This window comes from Methanosarcina barkeri 3, from assembly GCF_000970305.1.
Lineage (GTDB): Archaea > Halobacteriota > Methanosarcinia > Methanosarcinales > Methanosarcinaceae > Methanosarcina > Methanosarcina barkeri_A.
In genome coordinates this window covers 1,445,309-1,467,166 of the sequence record NZ_CP009517.1, presented here as the reverse complement: position 1 = coordinate 1,467,166, position 21,858 = coordinate 1,445,309, and the positions used below count along the sequence as shown (strand labels likewise).

The following is a 21,858-nucleotide window of genomic DNA, read 5'->3' as shown; positions in this document are numbered from 1 at the left end:
AAATTATATAAATACATCTATACAAAAGGAGCATACTCATTCAAATGAGATATGACTTTTTAGACGTAATTTTCAGAGAAATAACCAGATCTTTTATTAATGGTCTCTAAAATCCGGATTACTTGAAAACTTTCGCTCTGGTCCCAAAGCAGTCCTCCAAATGGAAAGTTACTTTTATCAAAAAGGTTCTGCGAAGGGTTTCTTATAAAGCTACAAAAGTTAAGAGTCTTTAATTCCTCTTTTCCTCACAGACATAATATAATATTTATATAGTTGAAATTTTCATATAGCTTCAGGCTAAAAGTGAAAACCATGCAAAATTCACCCTCAATTTCTTTAATTTATGGTATTGATTTCAGTGGCTCACAGGTAGCATGTAAGAAAATATGGATTTGTGAATCTATTCCTACAGATAAAGGACTTAAGGTCCAAAAATGCTGGAACATAAAGAAAAAGTATGGAAATATTTCCCTTAACAGTTCTCTTAAAAAGTTGACAGAATTTATTGCTTCCAATCCGGGAGCCGCTTTTGGACTTGATTTTCCTTTTGGCTTGCCTAAAATTATTGTAGATGAACCAAATTGGATAGCCTTCATAAGAAAATTTCCTGAATATTATGATGGTCCCTGTGAGTTTCGTCAAAAATGTCAGGATAGAGCTTTAGAATTAACTGGAAAAAAAGAATTAAAAAGAGTTGCAGACATAGAGGCGAAATCACCATTTTGTCCATGTAATCTCTGGGTTTTTAAACAGACCTACTATGGAATAAATAATGTCCTTCGTCCCCTGGTAATAGAAGAGTCAGCAAAAATACTACCAATGCAAGATCAAGAAAATTCAAAGCCACTGGTGCTTGAAATCTGTCCTGCTTCTACACTCAAAGATTTGAATCTTTACTTTACTGGTTATAAAGGGAAAAACAATACTTCTAAAGAACTCCGGGAAAAAATCCTGATAGGATTAAAGAAAGAGAAATATGTAATGGAAATTGATCCGAAAGTGTGGAAATCTTCCATCGAAAATGCAGATGGAGACGCTTTGGACAGCGTAATAGCTGCTATAGCTACTTACAGAGGATTGTGCTCGAATCCTGATTTAGATGATATTTACAAACTTGAAGGTTACATTTACGTGTAATTTTCAGTTTTTCTGGTAGTTCCTAAAACAAAGATTCACTTGAAAAATATCGCTTGGATCAGAAAAATCTTCCCGGGAGGAAAAAGAATCATTTAATCTAAAGAAACCTACAAAGTACCGAATATAAAGCTTCAAAAAAATGAATTTTTAGTTTTTTTCGTAACTTTATCTTAACAAACATGTTCTAGGTAGATTTAGGTGGACTGCTGACAGAAGTGAACTGCTGGCAGAAGTGGACTGCTGACAGAAGTCAATTGCTGGCAGGAAAAATATGTTTGAGTAGACCTAAACATAATATTACGTCTCTAGAGATCTAATCAGGAATAACTCGTTGGATTTCGGATCATAAAATTGATTCTTAAATTCTTACTTGTGCTGGAATAAAATTAGTTTTGGAATGCGCTCTCAACTAAATGATGGCTCTAATTTCCAACAAATCCCTAATTTTGCCACGTATCTATCTCAAAATCAGGATTTTATAATAGGTAATACCCATTTTACCAAAATTGTGAGAATAGCAAATATAATAATAAGCCAGATTACCCAACCGGGTAAGTTTTCGGGTGTGTCAACCATAACAATAGATATTTCAGAATCATATAAAAAGACGTATAGATAGATGACTCCAACTTACCTTTTTCGAATCAATCTTGAGTTACCTGGAAAGGATAAGTAGAAATTTCCATTTCTTATTAAACGATCATCTTTTGGTCATCTTCTTTAGTTTATAATTAACTTGAAAAACTTCCTTAAATCAAAAAATTTTCCCCAGAGATAAAAGATCGTTTAATCTAAAGAAGCCCTGCAAAACTCATGGGTTAGGAAATGGGTTAGGAAAAAAATGCATCTCAGTTTTGTCTATATTAAAAAGTTTAATTCCGCTTGATCTGAGCAGAACTCGGCCAAAACATACACCGTGCTGCCGAAGCGGAACTTACAAGTTCATGTTTCTGCGATGGAAAAAACTTATTTTTTCTCGATGACCCCGCAGACAATCCGCGCACCGCTATTGCCGGCAGGATTGGTCATCTGGTCGTCAGGGTCAGCATGGATTACCAGCGAAGTACCATTGGCTGTGAATAACGTAGTTGGTCCTGGTGACAGAGTTACACGGTCGGTGTTGACACTCATATGTCCGGTGCCATCATTGCTCACATTGAGGTTGGGTAAATCACCGGCATGTGGACCTTTCGGGTTGTTGAGTCCATGTTCCTTGCCCAGAGGATTGTAGTGTTCACCGGCAGAAGCGAACGACGGACCAATGCATTCCCCTTTATTGTGAATATGGATGCCGTGAAGACCTGGCTTCAGGCTTCTCACGTCAACATTGATATGAACCGGGCCATTTGCTTCCTCGGTGAAAGTGGCCAAACCTACAGTGTTCCCCTCCACGTCCTTCATGATAGCTGTGGCACTATATGTAGCATTTTCCTGGGCAGAGCCCGTAATTGCAAATATCAGCACCGTTGAGATGACCATTAGTAATACTAATCCAGCTTTCATCAGCTTATTCCCCCAAAAAGTGACTATTTAAGTTTGACAGAAGCTTTCCTATTAAAGAGTATGGATGAGATGGACACTGATCTTCCACTCTTTAACAGGTCATGTAGAATGTCCTGTCTCCTTTCAGATATTCTGTCCCCGTTCCTGACTCCGGCATAGTGTTTTTGTTGCGATAACATATCGTTTGCATACCAAGCCATTAGAAAAACGTCGGGTAAAAATGTACGTTTCTTGTTAACATACGTTTAGACAAATACATACTCATATAGTATAAAACAATTTTTATAAAAAACGAATATTATCTTTTTCCAAATGAGAGAACCCTTTATGTAGGATCTTACAAACAAATAGAAAAAGACAAATAGAAATGCTTGAGATCCAGACTCAGGTAATTTAAATAAAGTAAAGTCATAGTTTTCGTAAAAGTCTCTCTTAAATCTAAAGAATCACACGTTTTTAAGTTCTTTTTTTCTTAACAAAGGTATATGGGGAGATTACAGCAGTCCACAGATTTTACTCTACGAAAAACACGGACTTATAAAGTTCAGGTTTCACCTTAGTAATTATAAATATCACTACAACGGATTAATATGCTGGTTACTATAAAAAGTATCGAAAAATAATTATTTTGAAAAGGTTGGGGATAATATGAAAGGATTTGCGATGCTTGAAATTGGAAAAGTAGGCTGGATCGATACTGAAAGACCTTCAGCAGGACCATATGATGCAATCGTGAGACCTATTGCGGTAGCGCCCTGTACATCAGACGTTCATACTGTCTGGGAAGGTGCGCTTGGAAACCGTAAAAACTTGATTCTAGGACACGAAGCTGTAGGTGTTATAGATGAAGTCGGGCCAGAGGTTAAAGACTTCAAACCAGGTGATAAAGTAATTGTTCCTGCAATTACACCTGACTGGCGATCTATTGCGGCACAGGATGGAGTACCTATGCACTCAAATGGAATGCTTGGTGGATGGAAGTTTTCAAACTCCAAAAACGGAGTCTTTGCCGAATATTTCCATGTAAATGATGCAGACATGAATTTAGCTCTGCTTCCAGAAGGAATGCCCCTCGAACAAGCTGTCATGCTCTCAGATATGGCAACTACTGGAATACAGGGTGCAGAAATGGCAAAAATTAAAACCGGTTCTACAGTTGCAGTCATAGGAATTGGTCCTGTTGGTCTTATGGCAGTGGCAGGCGCATCTATTCTTGGTGCTGGCAGGCTCTTTGCAGTAGGAAGTCGGAAAGCCTCGGTTGATCTTGCTCTGGAATACGGAGCATCTGAAATTATTGATTACAGAAAAGGTGGATTAGTTGAACAGATTCTTCAAAAAACGAATGGAAAAGGTGTGGACTCTGTAATCATAGCAGGAGGAAATGAAAACACAATTTCAGATGCAGTCAAAATTGTAAAACCTGGAGGCACGGTATCAAACGTCAACTACTACGGAACCGGAGACATACTTCCTATTCCACGTATTGAATGGGGGGTAGGTATGTCTCAAAAAGACATACGTGGTGGCCTGACAACCGGAGGTCGTCTGAGAATGGAAAGAATGGCAGACCTGTGTACCTACGGAAGAATAAAACCAGAAAAGATGGTTACCCACGTATTCGAAGGATTCGACAACATGGAAAAGGCTCTCATGCTCATGAAAGAAAAACCAAGAGATCTGATCAAGCCTGTTGTTCTTCTTAATGAATAAGCGGGTTAACTATTTCTTTTAAACTCTTCGCAAAGCTCAGAGTTTTGAGAAAGAAATATTCTTGTCTTATGGAATAAAGGTTTAATCAATAGATAGGGCAGAGTCATAAAATTAACTAATGGTTACCCACTGTAAAATATTGAGCGGTAAATCTTGAATTTTGCCAATGTGCGCCAGTTTTGAGATTTTTCACTGAAGTGACTCATTTCTTTCACTTTTTCTTTCAGATAGGTTAGTAACATTTATTATGGAATATTTTTGAAAAATAGAGTTAATGTAAAACCTGTCCTTTCGTGCTATTCCCTCCAATGTACCTTAACTAATATTCGTAAAGAATAAGCTAATGTTTTAACGAATAAGCTGATGTTATTATATCAAACAGCAGTCCTTTCATCCTTCATTTTAATATATTAACTTTTGGACCTTAACTCAAACCAGAAAAGCTTACTAAATAAATATAGATAAACCATAAAGTATGTTCAAAAATAAAGATCTATTTGAAAATTACATTAGCCATATTAGCACTGAGGAAATCACAAAAAATATTTAGACAAGCGGCAGAAAAAATATGAGCTTATCCCATCCATAATTCAAAACTTCTTCTCTATTTATCGAGTTAGGAATGATCAAAAGTTTCTAATCATGAAAAATCATTCTAAAATTCTTATTCATTTTGAGGGCAGAGACTGGTTTTGGTATAAGCTCCATATATGGTCATGTTTGAGATGGTATTTATTTTAAAGATCTAATTAATCCATAAGTGTAATAATGTCTACATAGTATCTGCTGTTATAACGCCGATCTGTTTATCAAAGAGCGTCGTTTCCATTTTCTTTCGTGCGGATTCTTATTGCATCATCTAGTGATAGCACGAATATCTTTCCACTTCCTATATAGCCGTCTATATCTTTTGATCCTTTTTCGATTGCTTCAACTGTCGTTTGCAGAAACTCATCTTTCACCGCAATTTCAATCTTGACTTTATCAAGCAGGTTTGCTTCGTATTTTTCAGTTTTAGTCCTATCAACACTCAGATGTCCTCCTTGGGCACCATATCCAGAAACAGATGAAACTGTCAGTCCGTGTGCCCCAATTTTCTGAAGCTCTTTTTTGACGTTGTCAAGCTTTTCTGGCCTTATCATCGCAATTATGTATTTCATTTTTGTCATCACTCAGCATCCGATTTCCTGTTTTATTCTATTTATAACCTTCATATTTAAAATTAAATGATTTTTCATAAAATTAATTGTAATGTTAGTAATTTAAAGGTGTTTGAGTACAAGTTCATTCAAAAATCAATCTTTATCCACATTAATAAAATATTCAGACTTCCTTTATAACCGTAAGGTCATTGGCTATCCAAAATCAGAGATTTAAGGACACGGTTCTAAGTTTTGGGAAAGTTCATTATTTCATTAATCTGGTTGCGGAAGAACAATTCACTTAAACCAGAAAAATCCTTTCCAAAAGGAAGAGATCACTCAGAGCAAAAAACTTTTTAAAGGGTTTTTATAAGTCTTCAAAAATGATATTTTTTGGCCCCTTTTTTTTGGAAAACGTATTCAGGGAAGACTCCAGTAAACTGCCAGCAAGAAAAATATACCTCAGTCTAACTAATATTAAAAAATTTTATTCTTAAAAATTTTATTTTGAAATTTTATTGTGGAACTTTATTTTTAAACTGTGTTCTGAAAAACTCTGGTCTAAATAATTTTGTTTTAAACTTTGTTCTATAAAAGTTTTATTCTTTTTAATTGCAAGTGCTATCTACCAACCTTAGAACCTTAATCCGTCATCGGTTAATGTGATATCGTAGTTTCCAACAAAAAAAGTATCGTGCACGTTTACACCGTTTATGGTTTGCCTGGGAATATCATTTATTTCCACAGTACGGTCAGTTACACGAATTTTCTTGCCTCCAACATAGAAAATTCCACTCACTGCTACGTATCCATCTTCTATGATCTTAGCATTGAAAATAACATCACCATTTTCTCTTTTTGTTAATGTGAGGCCATTTTCTTTTTCGATTTCTCCTTGCACATCAAATTCTTCGTTTATTTGAGTAAGCTCGTTCCTGTCAATTTTTGCTATTAGTTCTGAGTTTTCATCCCTGATCTCGGTTGTCAGAATAAGGTTGCCATCAGTATTTTCCAGAGTAAACAGGTGTGTCCTGTCCCCGGTTTGTTTATCTGTCTGATATGACACCATATATGCCTGGTCTGCATAGATGTTTGATCCCAGGATTAGCATATAATCATCGTGAGTCATACGAGTTTCACCTGCACTTTTATGTATATATATTTACTGGTATGATTATATAAAACGCTTCTTAATCAATTTTTATTATGGACTGAATATGTTAATGAAAGATAGTTTTTCATCAATATTTTACAAACGTGTTCGAAAGAGAATAAAGCAGACCGCCAATGGGGAAAATACACTTAAACTAAACTGAATAAGGAAAACTTCTTTCTTCGCCTTTGAAGGGTATTTTCTGACAGCTCTCCTTGATCTGCGGTTCACTTGAAACAATAAATTTAATCCTAAAACAGCCCTCCAAATGAAAGATTGTTTTGATCAAAGAGATTCTTCAAAAGACTCTTTCTCAAATAATAAATTATAATTTTTCAAGTTATGAGGTCGTTATCTATCTATTCTGGAGAATCCCACATAAATATAAATATATTTTAATTTAGTTATTCTTGTCTAAATAATAAGGAAAATAATTTAAATATTGAAATACTTAAAATGAAATAGAAACATTAATGTGCAATTAAATCCATAGCCCAATTTTTAATAACAATTCTAAAATATAATATACTTGACAAAATCATGTATCAGAGGCTTATATGAAAATTACATTTTGGAAATCTAAGCGCAACTCTGTCTGAAATAAAGAGGGGAAGTCATAGTTCATGGAATATATGTTTAAATTCTGCAACTTGCCTGATGACACATTAACAGTGAAAATGGTCAATGAAGCCGCAGGTCGTCTGCACTGCAAACTTAAAGAAATCGATCTGGAATCTTTGGACATCTCAGACTATAACAAAAGATACTTTGGATCTTTATTAAGAAATTTGTGTTCAAATTTGCAAAAATATGCATACATACTTGCATGGTCGATAACAAAAATAGATATACCCTTAAACAAACTTGTTTTCTTAGATTATGGGGGAGGCTCAGGTATGTTATCCCTCCTTGCAAAAGAATGCAAGATTGGAACGGTTATTTATAATGACATTTACGATGTCTCTGCCAGAGATGCAGAATTAATAGGCAAAGCTATCGGAGATCAAGCTGACTATTATATTCCAGGGGATATTAATGACGTAATCGACTTTTTAAAAGAAAAATCGATTAAATGCAATGCAATAGCCAACTATGATGTTATAGAACATATCTATGATATAGAAGAGTTCCTTAAGAAAATACCTATGATTTCAGACAATAATTTAAGAGTGTTTTTTTCTTCCGGCGCAAACCCTTATAATCCTGTTATCAAGAGAAAACTCGTAAAAAATCATTATAGGTGCGAACTCTCAGATCGAGAACAGAAATTTGGTAGTAAAAAAAGAGATCCCCTTGAAGCATATTCTAAAATAAGAAGAAAGTTGATAAAAGATCTAAACCCGAACCTTTCCGAGGATCAGGTTGATTACTTAGTCACTGCTACCAAAGGGCTGATTGAATATGATATTAAAAAAGCAGTAAATGAATTTTCAACCCGTGGAACCGTTACTTTAAAGCAAAAATATCCCCAATATCCCTCAAACACCTGTGATCCTTACACAGGGAACTGGGCAGAACATTTAATGGATATATACCAGTTAAGAAATGTTTTACAGAGTCAGAACTTCCAAGCTGATATCTGGCGTGGATATTATGGTGACTCAAATACTTTAATAAAGTGTCTAGCAGCTCGATCTTTAAATATACTAATTAAAAATTTAGGAAGACATGGACTTGTATTATCTCCATTTTTTACACTTTGTGGAAACGTAGCGCCATAACCATCCGATTAATTCTTAAATCCTAATTTAATGGCTGAGATTACGTTATTAAAAAATTGAACTCATAAGTTAAAGGTTCGCTTTGTAAGTTAAATTTTTTCACTTTAGCGCGAGCGTTAACGACGAAAGAGTTCCCCATTTTTGGGTTTTTGAGTCCCTCAATTCTATTACCATTTTAACAACTAACCCAACCCATTTAGACTAAAAACCAGGGTAAATAAGTCCGTATGAAATAACTAAAACATTTACTCTTGTTCATAATTTAGCCTCTTTTAGCTCACTAAGTATCTTAGTTATAACTCAACCCTCTTGAGCAAACTACGTGAGCGAAAAGGGCCCCATCCTCTCGAGACGGAACTCGGGAAGTGAAACTTCTCTGTTCATAAATTAATCCGCTTGAGCGAACTACGTGAGCGAAACGGACCCGTCCTCCCGAGACGAGACTCGGGTGACGGGACTCGGGTGACGGGACTCGGGTGACGGAACTTGGGTAGAGAACTTGGGTAGAGAACTTGGGTAGAGAACTTGGGTAGTATAAGTTCAGGCGGCAACTTTGCCGGTTAGATCGGGTTAGATCGCAGGCTCGATGTCCGTCTCTTCTGAAGAAGATGAAAGGCGTTTTTCTTTAATCATTTGAATAAGCCTATCCATTACGTCTTCAATTCCTTCCCCGGTAACTGTGGAAATATTAAAGTCCACGTCATTCAATTTCTTGAACTCTGATCTATCAGATTTGTTTGCAACCACAAGCAAGGGAAGTTTGAAGTTCTCACGAATTTCTGCAAGTAAATGTTCCTGGGCTCCGATTTCGTATCCGCAGCTTTCACTGGGGTCAATCATAAACATCACAACTGCATCAAGGTAATGAATCGCGGTAATTGCCTGCCTTTCTATATCGTTTCTCTCGGACATCGGGCGGTCAAGAAGTCCAGGAGTATCCATAACCTGGTAACGCACACCATCTCGCATGAAATGCCCGATTGTTACGCCTTTTGTTGTAAATGGATATGGGGCGATTTCAGGGCTTGCTCCTGTGATTTTTGAGACGAAACTTGACTTTCCTACATTGGGGTAGCCAGCAATTACAATTGTGGGCTCGTCCTGTACATCAGGAAGTTTCCGCAAGATGTTTCGGGCTTCGTTTAGGAATAGAAGATCTTTGTTAATCGACTTGATAATCGAAGCAAGCCTCCCAAATGCTTCTTTTCGGACAGGCTCCGGAAGATCAGAATTTCTAATTTTCCCAACATAGTTTCTTGAAATCTCATGGATCTTCCTGCTGGCCCAGTCCACGGATGCAAGTGACATCTTAAGTTTTTCTACGCCTACAAGGATGTCCGTGAGTTCATAATAAAATCTGGGTAAGTGTTCGAAACTTGGGAATCGCCTTACTATATTTGCAAGATTATCCGTCAGAATGTTTGCGGCTGTTAGCAACATGGACTCATTGGCCCTTAATCGGCTTTCCCTGCTATCTATGGTTTTCCCGGACATAGCCCGCGCTGACCGCTTAAAGGCTTTATTGATTAATTCCTCGGAAGTAGGAACTGTGTGGATTTTCTCGAAGATCATTATGTTCTAACCTTCTGGGGACTCTGCTAAGTTATATAAACGTTGTTATGGATGAAGAGTTCTCAACAAAATAAATTCGAAATCAAGAGTCTCACAGAGACTCTTGAGAGCGATTCCCTGAGAGAAGATTTATTGCTCGGTTTTGAGTTTCTAATTATAAAAATCCTGGTAACAAATTATGTCATAATGTGAAAAACCAGGTAGATATATTAAGCAGAACCGGACTGTATTTATATTTGTAATAGTAATTTGTAATAAGATTTATAATCATTAATTATGGTAAATATCTGCGTCGACTTACGTTTCTATATGTAAACTTCGTACATCAATCTTATAAAGGTATATGAAATTAATGGTGGTAGTATGGAACTTACTCCGATTCAAAAAGACATTATTATTGCATTAATCAACCTTCAGCGGCAAAAGGACCGGGCAATCAAAGGAGAAGAAATAGCAGAGGTAATCAAGCGTAATCCTGGAACCATCCGCAATCAGATGCAGTTATTGAAGGCCCTTGGGCTTGTAGAGGGCGTGCCCGGACCAAAGGGAGGCTATAAACCCACAGGAGCAGCTTATGACGCATTAAGAATCCAACAACTGAAAAATGAATCCGTGGTTCCTCTTTATAGAAACAACGCTTTAGTTAATGGGGCTACAGCTGCTGATATTAGTTTTACTACGGTTAGAAATCCTGATGCTTGCAGCGGAGTCGTCCGCGTAATAGGAAACACAAAAGACTTCGTGATGGACGATAAGCTTCAGGTAGGCCCTACTCCTGTAAACCGCCTGATAATCCGTGGAGAAGTCACAGGAAGGGATGACACTAACAATTCTATTCTGTTCAATATAACAGAAATGATTTCTCTACCTAAAAAGCATGTCAAACATTATATGAAGTATCCTCCTTTACTTGTGAACCTGAACGCAAGTATCCAGGAGGCAACGAGACTTTTTATCCGGAACAACGTTCACGGAGCCCCCGTAGAAGATAAAGGAAAAATCGTAGGAATCGTTACCTATACCGATATTGCTCACGCAATTGCTCAGGGAAAACCCAACGTAAAAGTCAAAGACATTATGACAAAAGAACTTATCACGGTCGATGGAGATATGCAGCTCTACGATGTGGTAAAACTTTTCCACAAGTACAATGTAGGCAGGCTTATTGTAACTATTAATGGCGTACCTAAAGGGACACTGTCAAAAACTGATGTCCTGAACGAACTGGCAGTTTACTGAAAAATTAAGGTTTTTTGCGGCTCTTTGAAAAAGCAGAAAGATTTCAGTAGAAATAGCTGAAAAAATTTCATACTGTGAGAATATCGGACTATCCAGACTCTCAAACCAGGAGGTAAAGACCTCCCAGGTCTTCAATCCCTTTTCATGTTTTCATGTCGGGCAGTTAGTTCGGCTGCGATTTCATCAAGGGTAACATTGTTTGCTGCAAGCATTACCAGAAGATGGAAAATAAGGTCTGAACTTTCAGAAATGATCTCTGCATGGTTTTCGTTCCTGACTGCGAGGATTGTTTCAATTGACTCCTCGCCTACTTTTTCAAGAATCTTGTTCATACCTTTACGATGGTTCAAAAGCTTGCAGACATATGAGCGCTCGTCATAGTTCTGTTTTCGGTCCAGTATGATGTCATACACCCTGTTCAAGATTGATAGGTCAGCATCCGGCATTTTAACACCTGTTTAATTAACACGGAACGTTTTTAAAAATTCAAATAGAGAAAAAAATATCCAAAAAAGTAAAAACAGGAGATTTTCAAACTTTCCTTGGATCAGTGATTTCTCCGGTAAGAGCTGATGCTCCTGCAGTTGCAGGGGAAGACAGATATACAAAAGACTCTGGACTTCCTTCTCTGCCCTTGAAATTACGGTTCGAGGTTGCAAGGCCCACTTCTCCTGCACCAAGCAAGCCGAAAGAGCCACCCATACAGGGACCGCAGCACGGTGATTCTACGATTGCACCCGCATTCATGAGTTTTTCTATATACCCGGCTTTCAAGAGTTTCATGTACTCAGTCCTTGAAGCGGGAACTACAAGCAAGCGAACGCCTTTAGCTACTGGCTCGTCGCCCATAATATCAGCCATGAGTTTAATATCTTCGAACCTGCCGTTCGTGCAGGAACCCACAAAGATCTGGTCAAGTTTCGTTCCCTCAACCTCGGTTACGGGTTTTACGTTATCCACATGGTGAGGGCAGGCTACCTGAGGCTCCAGGTCAGATATATCGTAGTGCCTGATTCCCACGTATGTTGCATCTTCATCGGATTTCCAATATGGGTCAAACTCGTAATACAGAATCCGCTCTTTGAGGTAGTTTGCAGTCACTTCATCAGCTTCGATGATTCCTGCTTTTCCTCCCATTTCAATTGCCATATTGGACATAGTCATACGTTCTGGAATCGAAAGAGAGTGGATTGTTGAGCCTCCAAACTCGGCTGCCATATACCTGGCACCTTCTACCCCTACATCGCCAATGAGGTGAAGGATAAGGTCTTTTGAGTAAACGTGTTTTGGAAGGTTGCCTTCTACTTCAAAACGGAAAGTCTCGGGTACCCTGAACCAGAGTTTGCCAGTGGCAAAAACGGCAGCCATATCAGTAGACCCTATACCTGTAGAAAATGCCCCCAGAGCACCATAAGCACAAGTATGAGAGTCTGAGCCAACTATAAGGTTTCCTGGTAGTACGTGTCCTTTTTCGGGAAGAACCTGATGGCAAACTCCTTCATATACGTCATAATTTAAAATGCCCTGTTCTTCAGCAAACTCTCGAAGCATAATATGATTTGCTGTGGCGTTAATAGAATCTGCAGGAACCTGGTGATCGAATACAATCACTATTTTCTTGGGATCCCATACTTTTTTCTCTTCTCTATCCTTCATTATCTCGTAAAAGCCTTTGACTGCTAGCGGACCTGTAATATCGTGAGTCATTGCCAGGTCGATATTTGCCAGTACGAAATCCCCGGCTTTCACGGAACTTCCGGAGGCCTTCGAAAAGATCTTTTCCGAAACGGTCATCGGACGATTTTCATTACCAGACATCCCGGTCATGGGGAATAACTGGCTCTTTCTAATAAATAAATTTAATTGATGATGCAGGGTCGAGAGGAACTAAAAAATCTTTCAGGCTTATTTAAAGACAAGTATGTTTAAAAATGAGAAAGTCTTGGTTGGCAAACTTTACAGTATAATCAGGAAAGCTAAATAAATTTAGACTAATTGGGTAATTTGGCGACAATGAGAGTAAACAAGAGGTCAACAGTGAAGAATGACTCAAGATTGGTTCGCACAGGCGGCAAGCATTCGAATCGCTGACCTCGGATTAAATCTTTTTTATCAGGTCGACATTCTTTTAAGTTTTTACTTTTTAAGTTATTAGTTCTATTTATACTTCATCTAAGTTACGGCAAGAAGTCAGAGCAAAGGCACAGAATTCAGAGTTTAACATACAGGATTGATCTATCTTTATCGGCCTTTCTATCTTCTTTTACCTCGTTTCAATTCTTTTCACTGTAACCAGAATTCTCATCCCTCTATTATGCTTTCCGTGAAATATCCTCATATTTCTACGCGGCTCAGTTCGATTCAATCTCTATTCCTGAAAAAGATTCAATTCAAGAATTTATTCGGAAATAGACAACAGAAATGTTTAAAAATTATTAAAATGTAATCTGTATAACTTCTTAGAGGATAAGACATCTAGAATTTAAGGGAAAGATATGAGAGCTCGAATAAAAATTCTTTTAATAATTTTTATTTTTATAATATCCAGTTCAGCTACTTCATCGGCAAAGGAAGTTACAGTAGATGATGATTCTGGAGCTGATTTCAGGTCAATTCAGGAAGCTGTTAATAATTCTATACCAGGGGACACAATAATCGTGAGACCTGGAACTTATACTGAAAACATTCTTATTAATATAACAAGGCTAACTGTCAGGTCGGAATCGAGAAATAACAATGTGCAAATAAAACCTTTGGATGAGAGTGAAAGTGTTTTTCTCATAAAAGCTGATAATGTAACAATTAGCGGCTTCAATATAACAGGAACTAATAAGGAGATTTCTGATCATAGAGGTGGAATCTGTCTTGAGAATGCTGGAAATTGCTCAATTATGGGGAATATTTTCATTGAAAACAAGAATGGTGTGTTTCTTAATAGATCTAGTTATAATACCGTTTCTGAGAACTTATTTTTTAATGATGAGCTTAACGAAGAGATATTTACGTATCAAGCCGATATGAATAATTTGATAGGTAACACCATTGAAAACGGTTATATTACGCAAGGAGCCGAGTCATCAGGCAATTTAATAGCCGGAAATAAAATTTCTAACGGCGGTATCATTATTGGCTGTTGTGGGAGAAATAATGTAGTATCAGGTAATACGATCTCAAATTGTTCCCTCGGAATTAGTGCATTTGATACGGGAGTAAATTTTAGTAATAACAGGATTACTGACTGCCAATGTGGTATACATCTCTCGTTTACGGGAGGAGCAGGAGTTTATGATAATACAATATCATACTGTGGTGTAGGAATTAGTTTAAGTGAAGGCTGTCTTGGCGTTGAAATAGTCAACAACACGATAACGTCCAGTGCAGAATGCGGGATTGTTGATCAGTACAACGAAGGCGGCAAACAGATCTATAATAATTATTTTAATAACACTGTAAACGTAAGGTTTGGAGAGGGCGCAGGGAATACCTGGAACAGTTCACTTACTTCAGGCAGTAATATTGCCGGAGGTCCTTACATTGGAGGAAACTTCTGGGCAAAACCCGATGGAACCGGATTTTCCCAGATCTGCGTGGATTTGGATGGAGATGGGATTGGAGACCTGCCTTATAAAGTCTATGAGGATCCTTATAACGTCTATGAGGACGAGTTTGACTATTTACCTCTTGTATCTCTGTCCGGTCTGCAGAATACAGTAAGTCCCACTGCAAACTTTACAGCCAGCGCCACTAATGGTCCTGCACCCCTTGCTGTCAAGTTTACAGACCTTTCGAAAAACGCAGTTGTATGGAACTGGGACTTTGATGGTGATGGAATATCAGACTCCATAAAACAAAATCCTGTATATGCGTACAAGACTTCAGGAAACTATACCGTTAATTTGACAGTTAGCAATGGAATCAATACTAGTTCCAAACTTGTTAACATAACTATTGGAAAAAGGGTCTCAGCCACATGGCCATTTGTATACATTACGAATAACGGTGCTTTCTCTGTAATTGACACAGCCACAGGATTAGTTATAACATCTGTGAAAGTAGGACGTTGGCCTGAAGGAGTTGCAGTCACACCAGATGGAAAAACAGCATATGTAGCGAACTATTGGGACAACAATGTTTCTGTGATTGATACAGCCACAAACAAGGTTACAACTACAGTGGATGTAAGAAGTGGTCCTTCTGAAGTTGTAGTCACACCGGATGGAAGAAAAGTATATGTGACGAACCAGGGCAACGGTACAGTTTCTATAATTGACACCGCAAACGATACTGTTATAGCCACTGTGCCTGTAGGAAATACTCCTATGGGAATTGCAGTAGCTCCAGATGGAAAAAAGGTATATGTGACGAACTCTGGTAATACTAATACCCCTGAATATACGGTTTCTGTAATTGATACAGCAACTAACATGGTTACATCTACGGTATATGTAGGCGAACATCCTTGGGGAGTTGCAGTCACACCTGATGGAACAAAGGTATATGTGACAACCTACTACTATATCTCTGTAATTGATACAGCTACAAATACCGTTATAGATACGGTGGATGTAAGAAGAAGACCTCAAGAAGTTGTAGTCAATCCAACAGGAACAAAGGTATATGTGACTGATGGAGATGGCTTTGTCTCTGTAATTGATACATCTACAAGAAAAGTTGTAACCACATTGAATGTAGGAAAGTATCCTGAAGAGATTGCAGTCACACCTAATGGAAAAAAGGTATACGTGGTAACCAAGGGCAATTATGAGAACAATTATAGCAACAATATCTCTGTAATTGACACCTCAAACGATACTGTTTCAGCAAAAGTGAATATTGAGTTTTCTCCTGGAGGACTTGCAATCATCCCAGATCTAGAATCAGTATTTCCAGTAGCTAACTTCAGCAGCAATGTCAGTGAGGGTTTTGCACCTCTCTCAGTTCAGTTTAAAGACATCTCAGAAAACGCAACAGGATGGAACTGGGACTTTGGAGATGGTGATACTTCAACCGAGCAAAACCCAACCCATACTTATTTTTCAGCAGGAACCTATAATGTTAACCTTGTAGTAAGCAATGCAAACGGGATGTCCTCAAAACTAGCTACAATAACTGTACAGGGCCAGAGCAGTTCGAGCGGCGGCAGCAGTAGAAGTGGAAGTAGTAATGGTGGAGGTGGAAGTGCTGGCGTTGGTGGATCTCCTGAATCTCAAAGTAATATTGAGGCTAAAGAGATTTCACAGACTTTCATAACAAGTGGAAGCGCTGCAAAGTTTAACTTCCCACAAAAGGCTACTCCTGTCATGTATCTGAGTTTCGATTCAAAGAAGACAAACGGAAAGACAACAACTATTGTTGAGATGTTGAAAGGGAAGTCGACTCTAGTTACAGAATTGCCTTCTGGCGAAGTTTACAAGTATTTAAACATCTGGGTCGGAAATGTCGGTTTTGGGAATTCAAATAATATCGTAAATGCGGTCATAAATTTCAAGGTTGAAAAAACCTGGATTCAGGATAAAAATATCGACAAATCCTCGATCACTCTTAACAGGTACAATGACACGAAATGGAGCCAGCTTTCAACTAACCTGTTAGGAGAGGATGACAAGTACTTATATTTTACAGCTAAAACACTCGGATTCTCTCCTTTTGCAATAACTGGTAAAATTACAGCAACAAGAACTGCAATACAGCCCGCAGCTGGAAATAAAACACCGTCAGCGGTGGATGATACACAAAATAATGCTGGAAATAGAACAGCAAACATCGATCAGACACCTGAGAGAACTCAAAGTTCAAACACCTCTGGAAAAGAAAGCACTAAAACGTCGGGATTTGAAATAACCTCTGGTATAGTCTGTCTTCTGAGCGTACTCTTGTACAAAAGAGGATAAAAAGGAATGAAAATGCAACTAATGTAGGGACCTTGATCAAACTAGGAGATAGACATCTTTGTCGATCTCGCTATTAATCAATAACTTCGTCAATAACTTCGTCAATAACTTCGATACTTCCCCTACTATCGTGAACTATACATGTGAATGTACCTTTTTTCAGGCTCTTTTTTGCAAGCTCGAGACCCTTTTCTCCTCTCCTGAAGTCCACAAAATTCTCATACAGGCTAAGCATGTCCTCAAGTTCCGAAATATACCTGAAGAGAAGATTTTCTGCTAGTTTTCGACTGTCTTCTATAGAGATCGGAGATCCAAGACCTTCACATTCGCAGGTCTGTAGTCTCAGCCCTTCTATATAAAAAGGGTAAGTGCTACAGAGCATAGGGCGCACTGGATAGATCCGACATTTGTACGTATCTCTTTCAAGAAAAGTACAGTCCCCATTCCTCTTCCGCCTGAGGATCCATCCAAAGGCATGAACCTTGCCCTCACAATCGATACAGTCCTCAAGGGATTCGAGAAGGTCAGGAGAAAAAGACTCTTCATTTTCCTCCGATTCTATTAATGAAGTTTCCGGACATTTTTCTTCAGACTTTTCTGTTCCGTCCTGGATAGGGCTCTCAATCACAAACGGTCCTGCAACCTCCAATTTTGAGAGATCTGTATACTCCTGGATTCTTTCAATTTCAGAAGGAATTACAGCTACTCTATTATCTCCAAAAGCCTGCCTGCAGCATTTTCCACAGCGCTGGCAGGAGAAACCGATTTTCCGGATTTCAGATGCAAGTTTTTCAGGGTCAAGTTTGCGAGCCATTTCTATTTCTTTCTGGAGAGCGGCAATAAGAAGGTGCTGATAACCTGTTTTTTCTGATTTTGGCTTATTGCCTGTGCTGGGAGCTTCCATGCAAATAATCGTGCCCTGCTGGTACATCAAACTAACGCAAGCTGCAACTCATTCCAGGAATAATTCGGAGATCTCACCCTGAAGACACTTTACTATACTGACAATGGATCGCAATAAGAAACTATATATCAGGGAACCTGGTTTAAACTTAAGTTTATATGTGGCAGACATTACTCAAAAAGTTTGAAAAATACCCTGCGCAGGCAAAAGTGCTTAAGTTGCTTTTTGAACGCGGGTTTCAGGTAAATGAAGAAGGGAAGGTCACCTCAGGAAGCATTGAGATTGCACATACCCAGCTTGCAAAAGAAGCAGGCGTTGACCGGCGAGTAGTTGACGCAACTACAAAAACCATTATTTCGGATGAGCTTCTAAGCAGAATTTTTAAAAATGTTCACTCTATTCCCTTCCTCAGAGACGTTGCTCCTTCGCTTGGCCTGGGAGTAATTATTATTATTCCTGAAGATGCCGCTGACGTGGGCATTCTTGCTGAGGTTGCAGGCCTGATCTCAGGAAGCAAAGTGAGCATCCGCCAGGCTGTTTCGGATGATCCTTATCTAACTGATAATCCAAGGCTTACAATTGTTACCGACAAGAAAGTCCCTGGAGAACTTGTTGACAAAATCCTTGAACTTCCCTCAGTCAAAGGAGTAAGCATTTACTGAATCTTCTACCAGAAATCAGGACCCTATAAACAAAGTGGAAGCGAGATTGGAAACTTCACTTAAGAGACTATTTTTCAATTGAGAAAAGTTTTTTCCTTCAGTATTAACTGCGAACATTAACTGTAAGTATTAACTTGTTTAACTTATTTTCTTCCTCTTTTAAACGTGGAGAGTCCAAGAGCTATTACAAGGAATCCGAAAAATATAGTACGCATAGAAATATTTCTTACTTTACTTCTGGATACTGAATCTTCGGTAAGGTTTTTAATAGTATCATCAAGTCTGAGAATTTTATGCTCTACCTGTGGTTCCACTTCCGCAAGCGGTTGAGTTCCAGTAAAAAACAGGACGAAGTTCTCAACAGACTCAAAACTTTTCATATTCAGAAATCCCCTGGTACGGTCACCCTCGTTTCTGCGACTTAAGCCTGAGTTTCCGGTATCTTCCGAATTAACAATGGATGAGGCATCTTCCGGACTAACGGTGTTTTCGATCGAGGACTGGTTTATTGACTTCAGGACCTGAATAATAACGCAGGCTGAGGAACTACCATTATCATTCTTTGCAGTAAGGGAAACCGTATAATTTCCTGGACAGCAGAAAGTATGTTTTGGTTCCGGGCAGTAAGACTTCTTTCCATCTCCAAAGTTCCATGACAGCGAGGCTGCATTCCTGGAAAGATCAAAAAACTGGATAGTAAGCGGAACATGCCCGATTGTCACATTAGTACCAAACTTAGCCTCAGGAAATATTGGAACTGAAGGGTCCGGAGCTTTCAAAACATTAATAACCACGTTGGCCGAATCACTGCCATTCTCATTCGTGACATTCAGGGTAACTGTATTGTTACCTTCGTTGACAAAAGTATGCGAAAAATCCGAAGAGGTCGAAACTTCCAGGTTTCCAAGGCTCCATAACAGTGAGCTGGCGTTTTCTGAGATTTCCGTAAACTCAACCGTAAGAGGCGCGTATCCTACTGTCACATTGGAAGTAAAAATTGCTTCTGGCATCACGGGAAGTTCCGGAATGAAATTCATTAATGGTCTGTAGTCCATACTCTTCGTGAGGCGGTTTACGGCATATGCAGTATCGCCGATATTATCTCCGTCCTCGTCCTGACCTGTATAATCACTCCAGCAGTTGCCTGAGATCCGGTTCCAGGTATTGAGTTTACTGTCCCTGGCATTATTTGTATTATTGAAGAAATTGTTATATATCGTATTGTTTGAAGAGGCAGACAACTTGATTCCGCAATCGGCGTTTGAAGATACGGTATTATTGCTCAAGGTATTGTTTTCGGACTTAAACAGACAGATCCCGATATTATTCCCCGAGATAATGCTGTTATTTATGATACAGTTTTGAGCGCCATTCAGGTAAATTCCATACTTACTGTCGGTTATTGAGAAACCGCTGATTGTCACATTGCTGGCAATTATTTTGAATATACTGCTCTCCCTATTCTTTCCGGTAATAATCGTATCGTAAGAATTTTTCGAGTACGAGATTATTGTCAGGTTATCCTGATCGATTTGAATGCTTTCATTATATTCTCCGGGCTTCACAAGAATAGTGTCACCTGGAAAAGCATTATCTACTGCTTCCTGAATCGATTCTCCTGGGGAAACATAATTTTCTACTGCTCCGGTCTCTGACATAAGAACCAGAACCAGAAAAATTGCAAAAAAGCATATCCGTCTGAAAGTTCGAATTTCTGTCATATTAACCCACATATCAATCCAGGAATTTACAGAATTATTTTTTAAAAGGATGCATATAAAATTGTTGATTTAAACAAATATTAAAGAATAGAAATAAAAATTAAAAGTTACAAGAAAGTTCTGTTTGGAAAAATAGGTCTTTGAAGACTTTTTCTCTTCAAAATACCTAACATATAAAATTGTGTAGTGAAAAGTGAAACAAGTAACAGTATAAATCCTCTAATGAGTTATAGGGTTAAGTTTAAATTCCAAAATATGATCTAAAACTTAAAGTCTGATTCGGTTAAGCTTGATTCGGTTAAGCTTGATTCGGTTAAGCTTGATTCGGTTAAGCTTGATTCGGTTAAGCTTGATTCGGTTAAGGTTAGTTCATTTAAACCCTGTTCAGTTAAATCTGATTCGATTAAATCTAATTCGATTAAATCTGATTTGGTTAACATCATCCCAGTTGCACTAACTAATAATATATGTTAAAAAGCACAAAACGTATGTTAAAAAGCACAAGTTCTAAACAGAAGTTAAAAAGAGAAGTTAAACATTAATTGGACTTTAAACATTATTTTCCGAATGTTATGAAACAACTTTACTATTGATAAACCCGGTAAAATGGTCTTATTTCTAAAGCTGTATGTTTGAATCTGCCAGGATTCAGTTCTTCGATATACTTATTACAAAAAATAAGACTATAGAAATAAATGATAACGTATATTAATTATAATTCTCAATGGGTCTGGAAGAAAAATCTCTGTAAAGCAGGTATAAAATCCGTAAAGACAAAGGTTTTTAAGTAGATCTTAGTTAATTCTTGAAAAATTCAGCTGGAGAATACGTATCATGCAGGAAAAAATAAAAGAAATTGCAGATCGAGTACATGAACTGCGTGAACTCTCGGATTTCACGGTCAAAGACATGGCAGAATATCTAAAAGTATCCGATGAAACTTATGGAAGATATGAAGATGGAACTGAGGATATTCCGGCAAGTATACTTTTTGAAATTGCACACAAGCTGCGTGTGGATATGGCTACTCTTCTTACAGGGGAAGAGCCACGTATGAATATATTCACAGTTACACGGGATGGAAAAGGGGTCAACGTTGAGAGGAGGAAGCAGTACAAGTACCAGAACCTGGCTGAAAAATTCATTCATAAAAAGGCTGAATTTTTTGTAGTTACAGTCGAACCCAAGCCATACGGGACAAAACCTGAGACTAACTCCCATCCTGGGCAGGAGTTTAACTATGTGCTGGAAGGAAGCCTGAAAGTCTATATTCACAATAATGAGCTGATTCTGAATGAAGGAGACTCAATTTACTTTGACTCCACTTACGAACACGCTATGGAAGCCCTGGAAGGAAAGTCAGCCAAGTTCCTGGCAGTTATAATGTAATAATTTAATCCGTTAATTCAACCTGGCTTGATATTGTTCGATTAAACATAACTTGGTGAACTCAATTAGATCCAGATAATTCGGTTAAACGCAGTTCAGATTAACTTGATTCGA

The 21,858-nt window shown here is 38.1% G+C and carries 16 protein-coding genes; 7 read left to right on the top strand and 9 right to left on the bottom strand.

Annotated features, from left to right (window positions below; genetic code table 11):
• Window positions 1–303: 303 nt before the first annotated feature.
• The gene (locus MSBR3_RS05850) at window positions 304–1,137 is read left to right on the top strand and encodes a hypothetical protein (RefSeq protein ID WP_048107095.1); all 834 of its coding nucleotides are present in this window, start codon (window positions 304–306) and stop codon (window positions 1,135–1,137) included.
• A 966-nt stretch (window positions 1,138–2,103) separates the two neighbouring features.
• Here MSBR3_RS05850 and MSBR3_RS05845 read toward each other — a convergent pair.
• Window positions 2,104–2,640: a superoxide dismutase family protein gene (locus tag MSBR3_RS05845; RefSeq protein ID WP_048107094.1), complete on the bottom strand. Its 537-nt coding sequence runs from the start codon at window positions 2,638–2,640 to the stop codon at window positions 2,104–2,106.
• A gap of 648 nt (window positions 2,641–3,288) precedes the next feature.
• Here MSBR3_RS05845 and MSBR3_RS05840 point away from each other — a divergent pair.
• Window positions 3,289–4,350 carry an NAD(P)-dependent alcohol dehydrogenase gene (locus MSBR3_RS05840; protein WP_048107092.1) on the top strand — a complete coding sequence of 354 codons (1,062 nt, stop codon included), beginning with the start codon at window positions 3,289–3,291 and terminating at the stop codon, window positions 4,348–4,350.
• An 809-nt stretch (window positions 4,351–5,159) separates the two neighbouring features.
• Here MSBR3_RS05840 and MSBR3_RS05835 read toward each other — a convergent pair.
• The gene (locus tag MSBR3_RS05835) at window positions 5,160–5,519 is read right to left on the bottom strand and encodes a P-II family nitrogen regulator (protein WP_230627859.1); all 360 of its coding nucleotides are present in this window, start codon (window positions 5,517–5,519) and stop codon (window positions 5,160–5,162) included.
• Between the two features lie 607 nt (window positions 5,520–6,126).
• Window positions 6,127–6,621 carry a hypothetical protein gene (locus tag MSBR3_RS05830; RefSeq protein ID WP_048107090.1) on the bottom strand — a complete coding sequence of 165 codons (495 nt, stop codon included), beginning with the start codon at window positions 6,619–6,621 and terminating at the stop codon, window positions 6,127–6,129.
• A 647-nt stretch (window positions 6,622–7,268) separates the two neighbouring features.
• Between MSBR3_RS05830 and MSBR3_RS05825 the strand changes: the two genes are divergently transcribed.
• Window positions 7,269–8,366, top strand: a complete 1,098-nt coding sequence (locus MSBR3_RS05825) for a methyltransferase domain-containing protein (protein WP_052723302.1) — start codon at window positions 7,269–7,271, stop codon at window positions 8,364–8,366.
• Window positions 8,367–8,936: 570 nt separating this feature from the next.
• On the opposite strand, the gene MSBR3_RS05820 is transcribed toward MSBR3_RS05825, so the two are convergent.
• Entirely contained in the window at window positions 8,937–9,938 is a 1,002-nt protein-coding gene (locus tag MSBR3_RS05820; RefSeq protein ID WP_196297016.1) for an NOG1 family protein, read from the bottom strand.
• Between the two features lie 363 nt (window positions 9,939–10,301).
• Here MSBR3_RS05820 and MSBR3_RS05815 point away from each other — a divergent pair, with 363 nt between their 5' ends.
• The gene (locus tag MSBR3_RS05815; RefSeq protein ID WP_048107086.1) at window positions 10,302–11,177 is read left to right on the top strand and encodes a CBS domain-containing protein; all 876 of its coding nucleotides are present in this window, start codon (window positions 10,302–10,304) and stop codon (window positions 11,175–11,177) included.
• Window positions 11,178–11,308: 131 nt separating this feature from the next.
• Here the strand turns inward: MSBR3_RS05815 and hisE are convergent, their stop codons facing one another.
• On the bottom strand, window positions 11,309–11,623 hold the full coding sequence (gene hisE / locus MSBR3_RS05810; protein WP_048107084.1) for a phosphoribosyl-ATP diphosphatase: 315 nt from the start codon (window positions 11,621–11,623) through the stop codon (window positions 11,309–11,311).
• Between the two features lie 85 nt (window positions 11,624–11,708).
• The gene (locus MSBR3_RS05805; protein WP_230628019.1) at window positions 11,709–12,995 is read right to left on the bottom strand and encodes a 3-isopropylmalate dehydratase large subunit; all 1,287 of its coding nucleotides are present in this window, start codon (window positions 12,993–12,995) and stop codon (window positions 11,709–11,711) included.
• Window positions 12,996–13,672: 677 nt separating this feature from the next.
• Between MSBR3_RS05805 and MSBR3_RS05800 the strand changes: the two genes are divergently transcribed.
• Entirely contained in the window at window positions 13,673–17,068 is a 3,396-nt protein-coding gene (locus tag MSBR3_RS05800) for a PGF-pre-PGF domain-containing protein (protein WP_048107082.1), read from the top strand.
• A 73-nt stretch (window positions 17,069–17,141) separates the two neighbouring features.
• On the opposite strand, the gene MSBR3_RS05795 is transcribed toward MSBR3_RS05800, so the two are convergent.
• Window positions 17,142–17,999: a YkgJ family cysteine cluster protein gene (locus MSBR3_RS05795; RefSeq protein WP_230628018.1), complete on the bottom strand. Its 858-nt coding sequence runs from the start codon at window positions 17,997–17,999 to the stop codon at window positions 17,142–17,144.
• A gap of 131 nt (window positions 18,000–18,130) precedes the next feature.
• On the opposite strand from MSBR3_RS05795, the gene MSBR3_RS05790 reads away from it, so the two are divergent.
• Window positions 18,131–18,634: an amino acid-binding protein gene (locus MSBR3_RS05790; RefSeq protein ID WP_048107078.1), complete on the top strand. Its 504-nt coding sequence runs from the start codon at window positions 18,131–18,133 to the stop codon at window positions 18,632–18,634.
• Window positions 18,635–18,777: 143 nt separating this feature from the next.
• Here MSBR3_RS05790 and MSBR3_RS05785 read toward each other — a convergent pair whose 3' ends face one another.
• Window positions 18,778–20,355 (bottom strand): NosD domain-containing protein, encoded by a 1,578-nt coding sequence (locus tag MSBR3_RS05785; protein WP_052723301.1) that lies wholly within the window; start codon window positions 20,353–20,355, stop codon window positions 18,778–18,780.
• Window positions 20,356–20,615: 260 nt separating this feature from the next.
• Window positions 20,616–20,795, bottom strand: a complete 180-nt coding sequence (locus tag MSBR3_RS21725; RefSeq protein WP_394297724.1) for a pentapeptide repeat-containing protein — start codon at window positions 20,793–20,795, stop codon at window positions 20,616–20,618.
• A 394-nt stretch (window positions 20,796–21,189) separates the two neighbouring features.
• On the opposite strand from MSBR3_RS21725, the gene MSBR3_RS05780 reads away from it, so the two are divergent.
• On the top strand, window positions 21,190–21,744 hold the full coding sequence (locus MSBR3_RS05780) for a helix-turn-helix domain-containing protein (RefSeq protein WP_048107076.1): 555 nt from the start codon (window positions 21,190–21,192) through the stop codon (window positions 21,742–21,744).
• The last annotated feature ends 114 nt before the right edge of the window (window positions 21,745–21,858 follow it).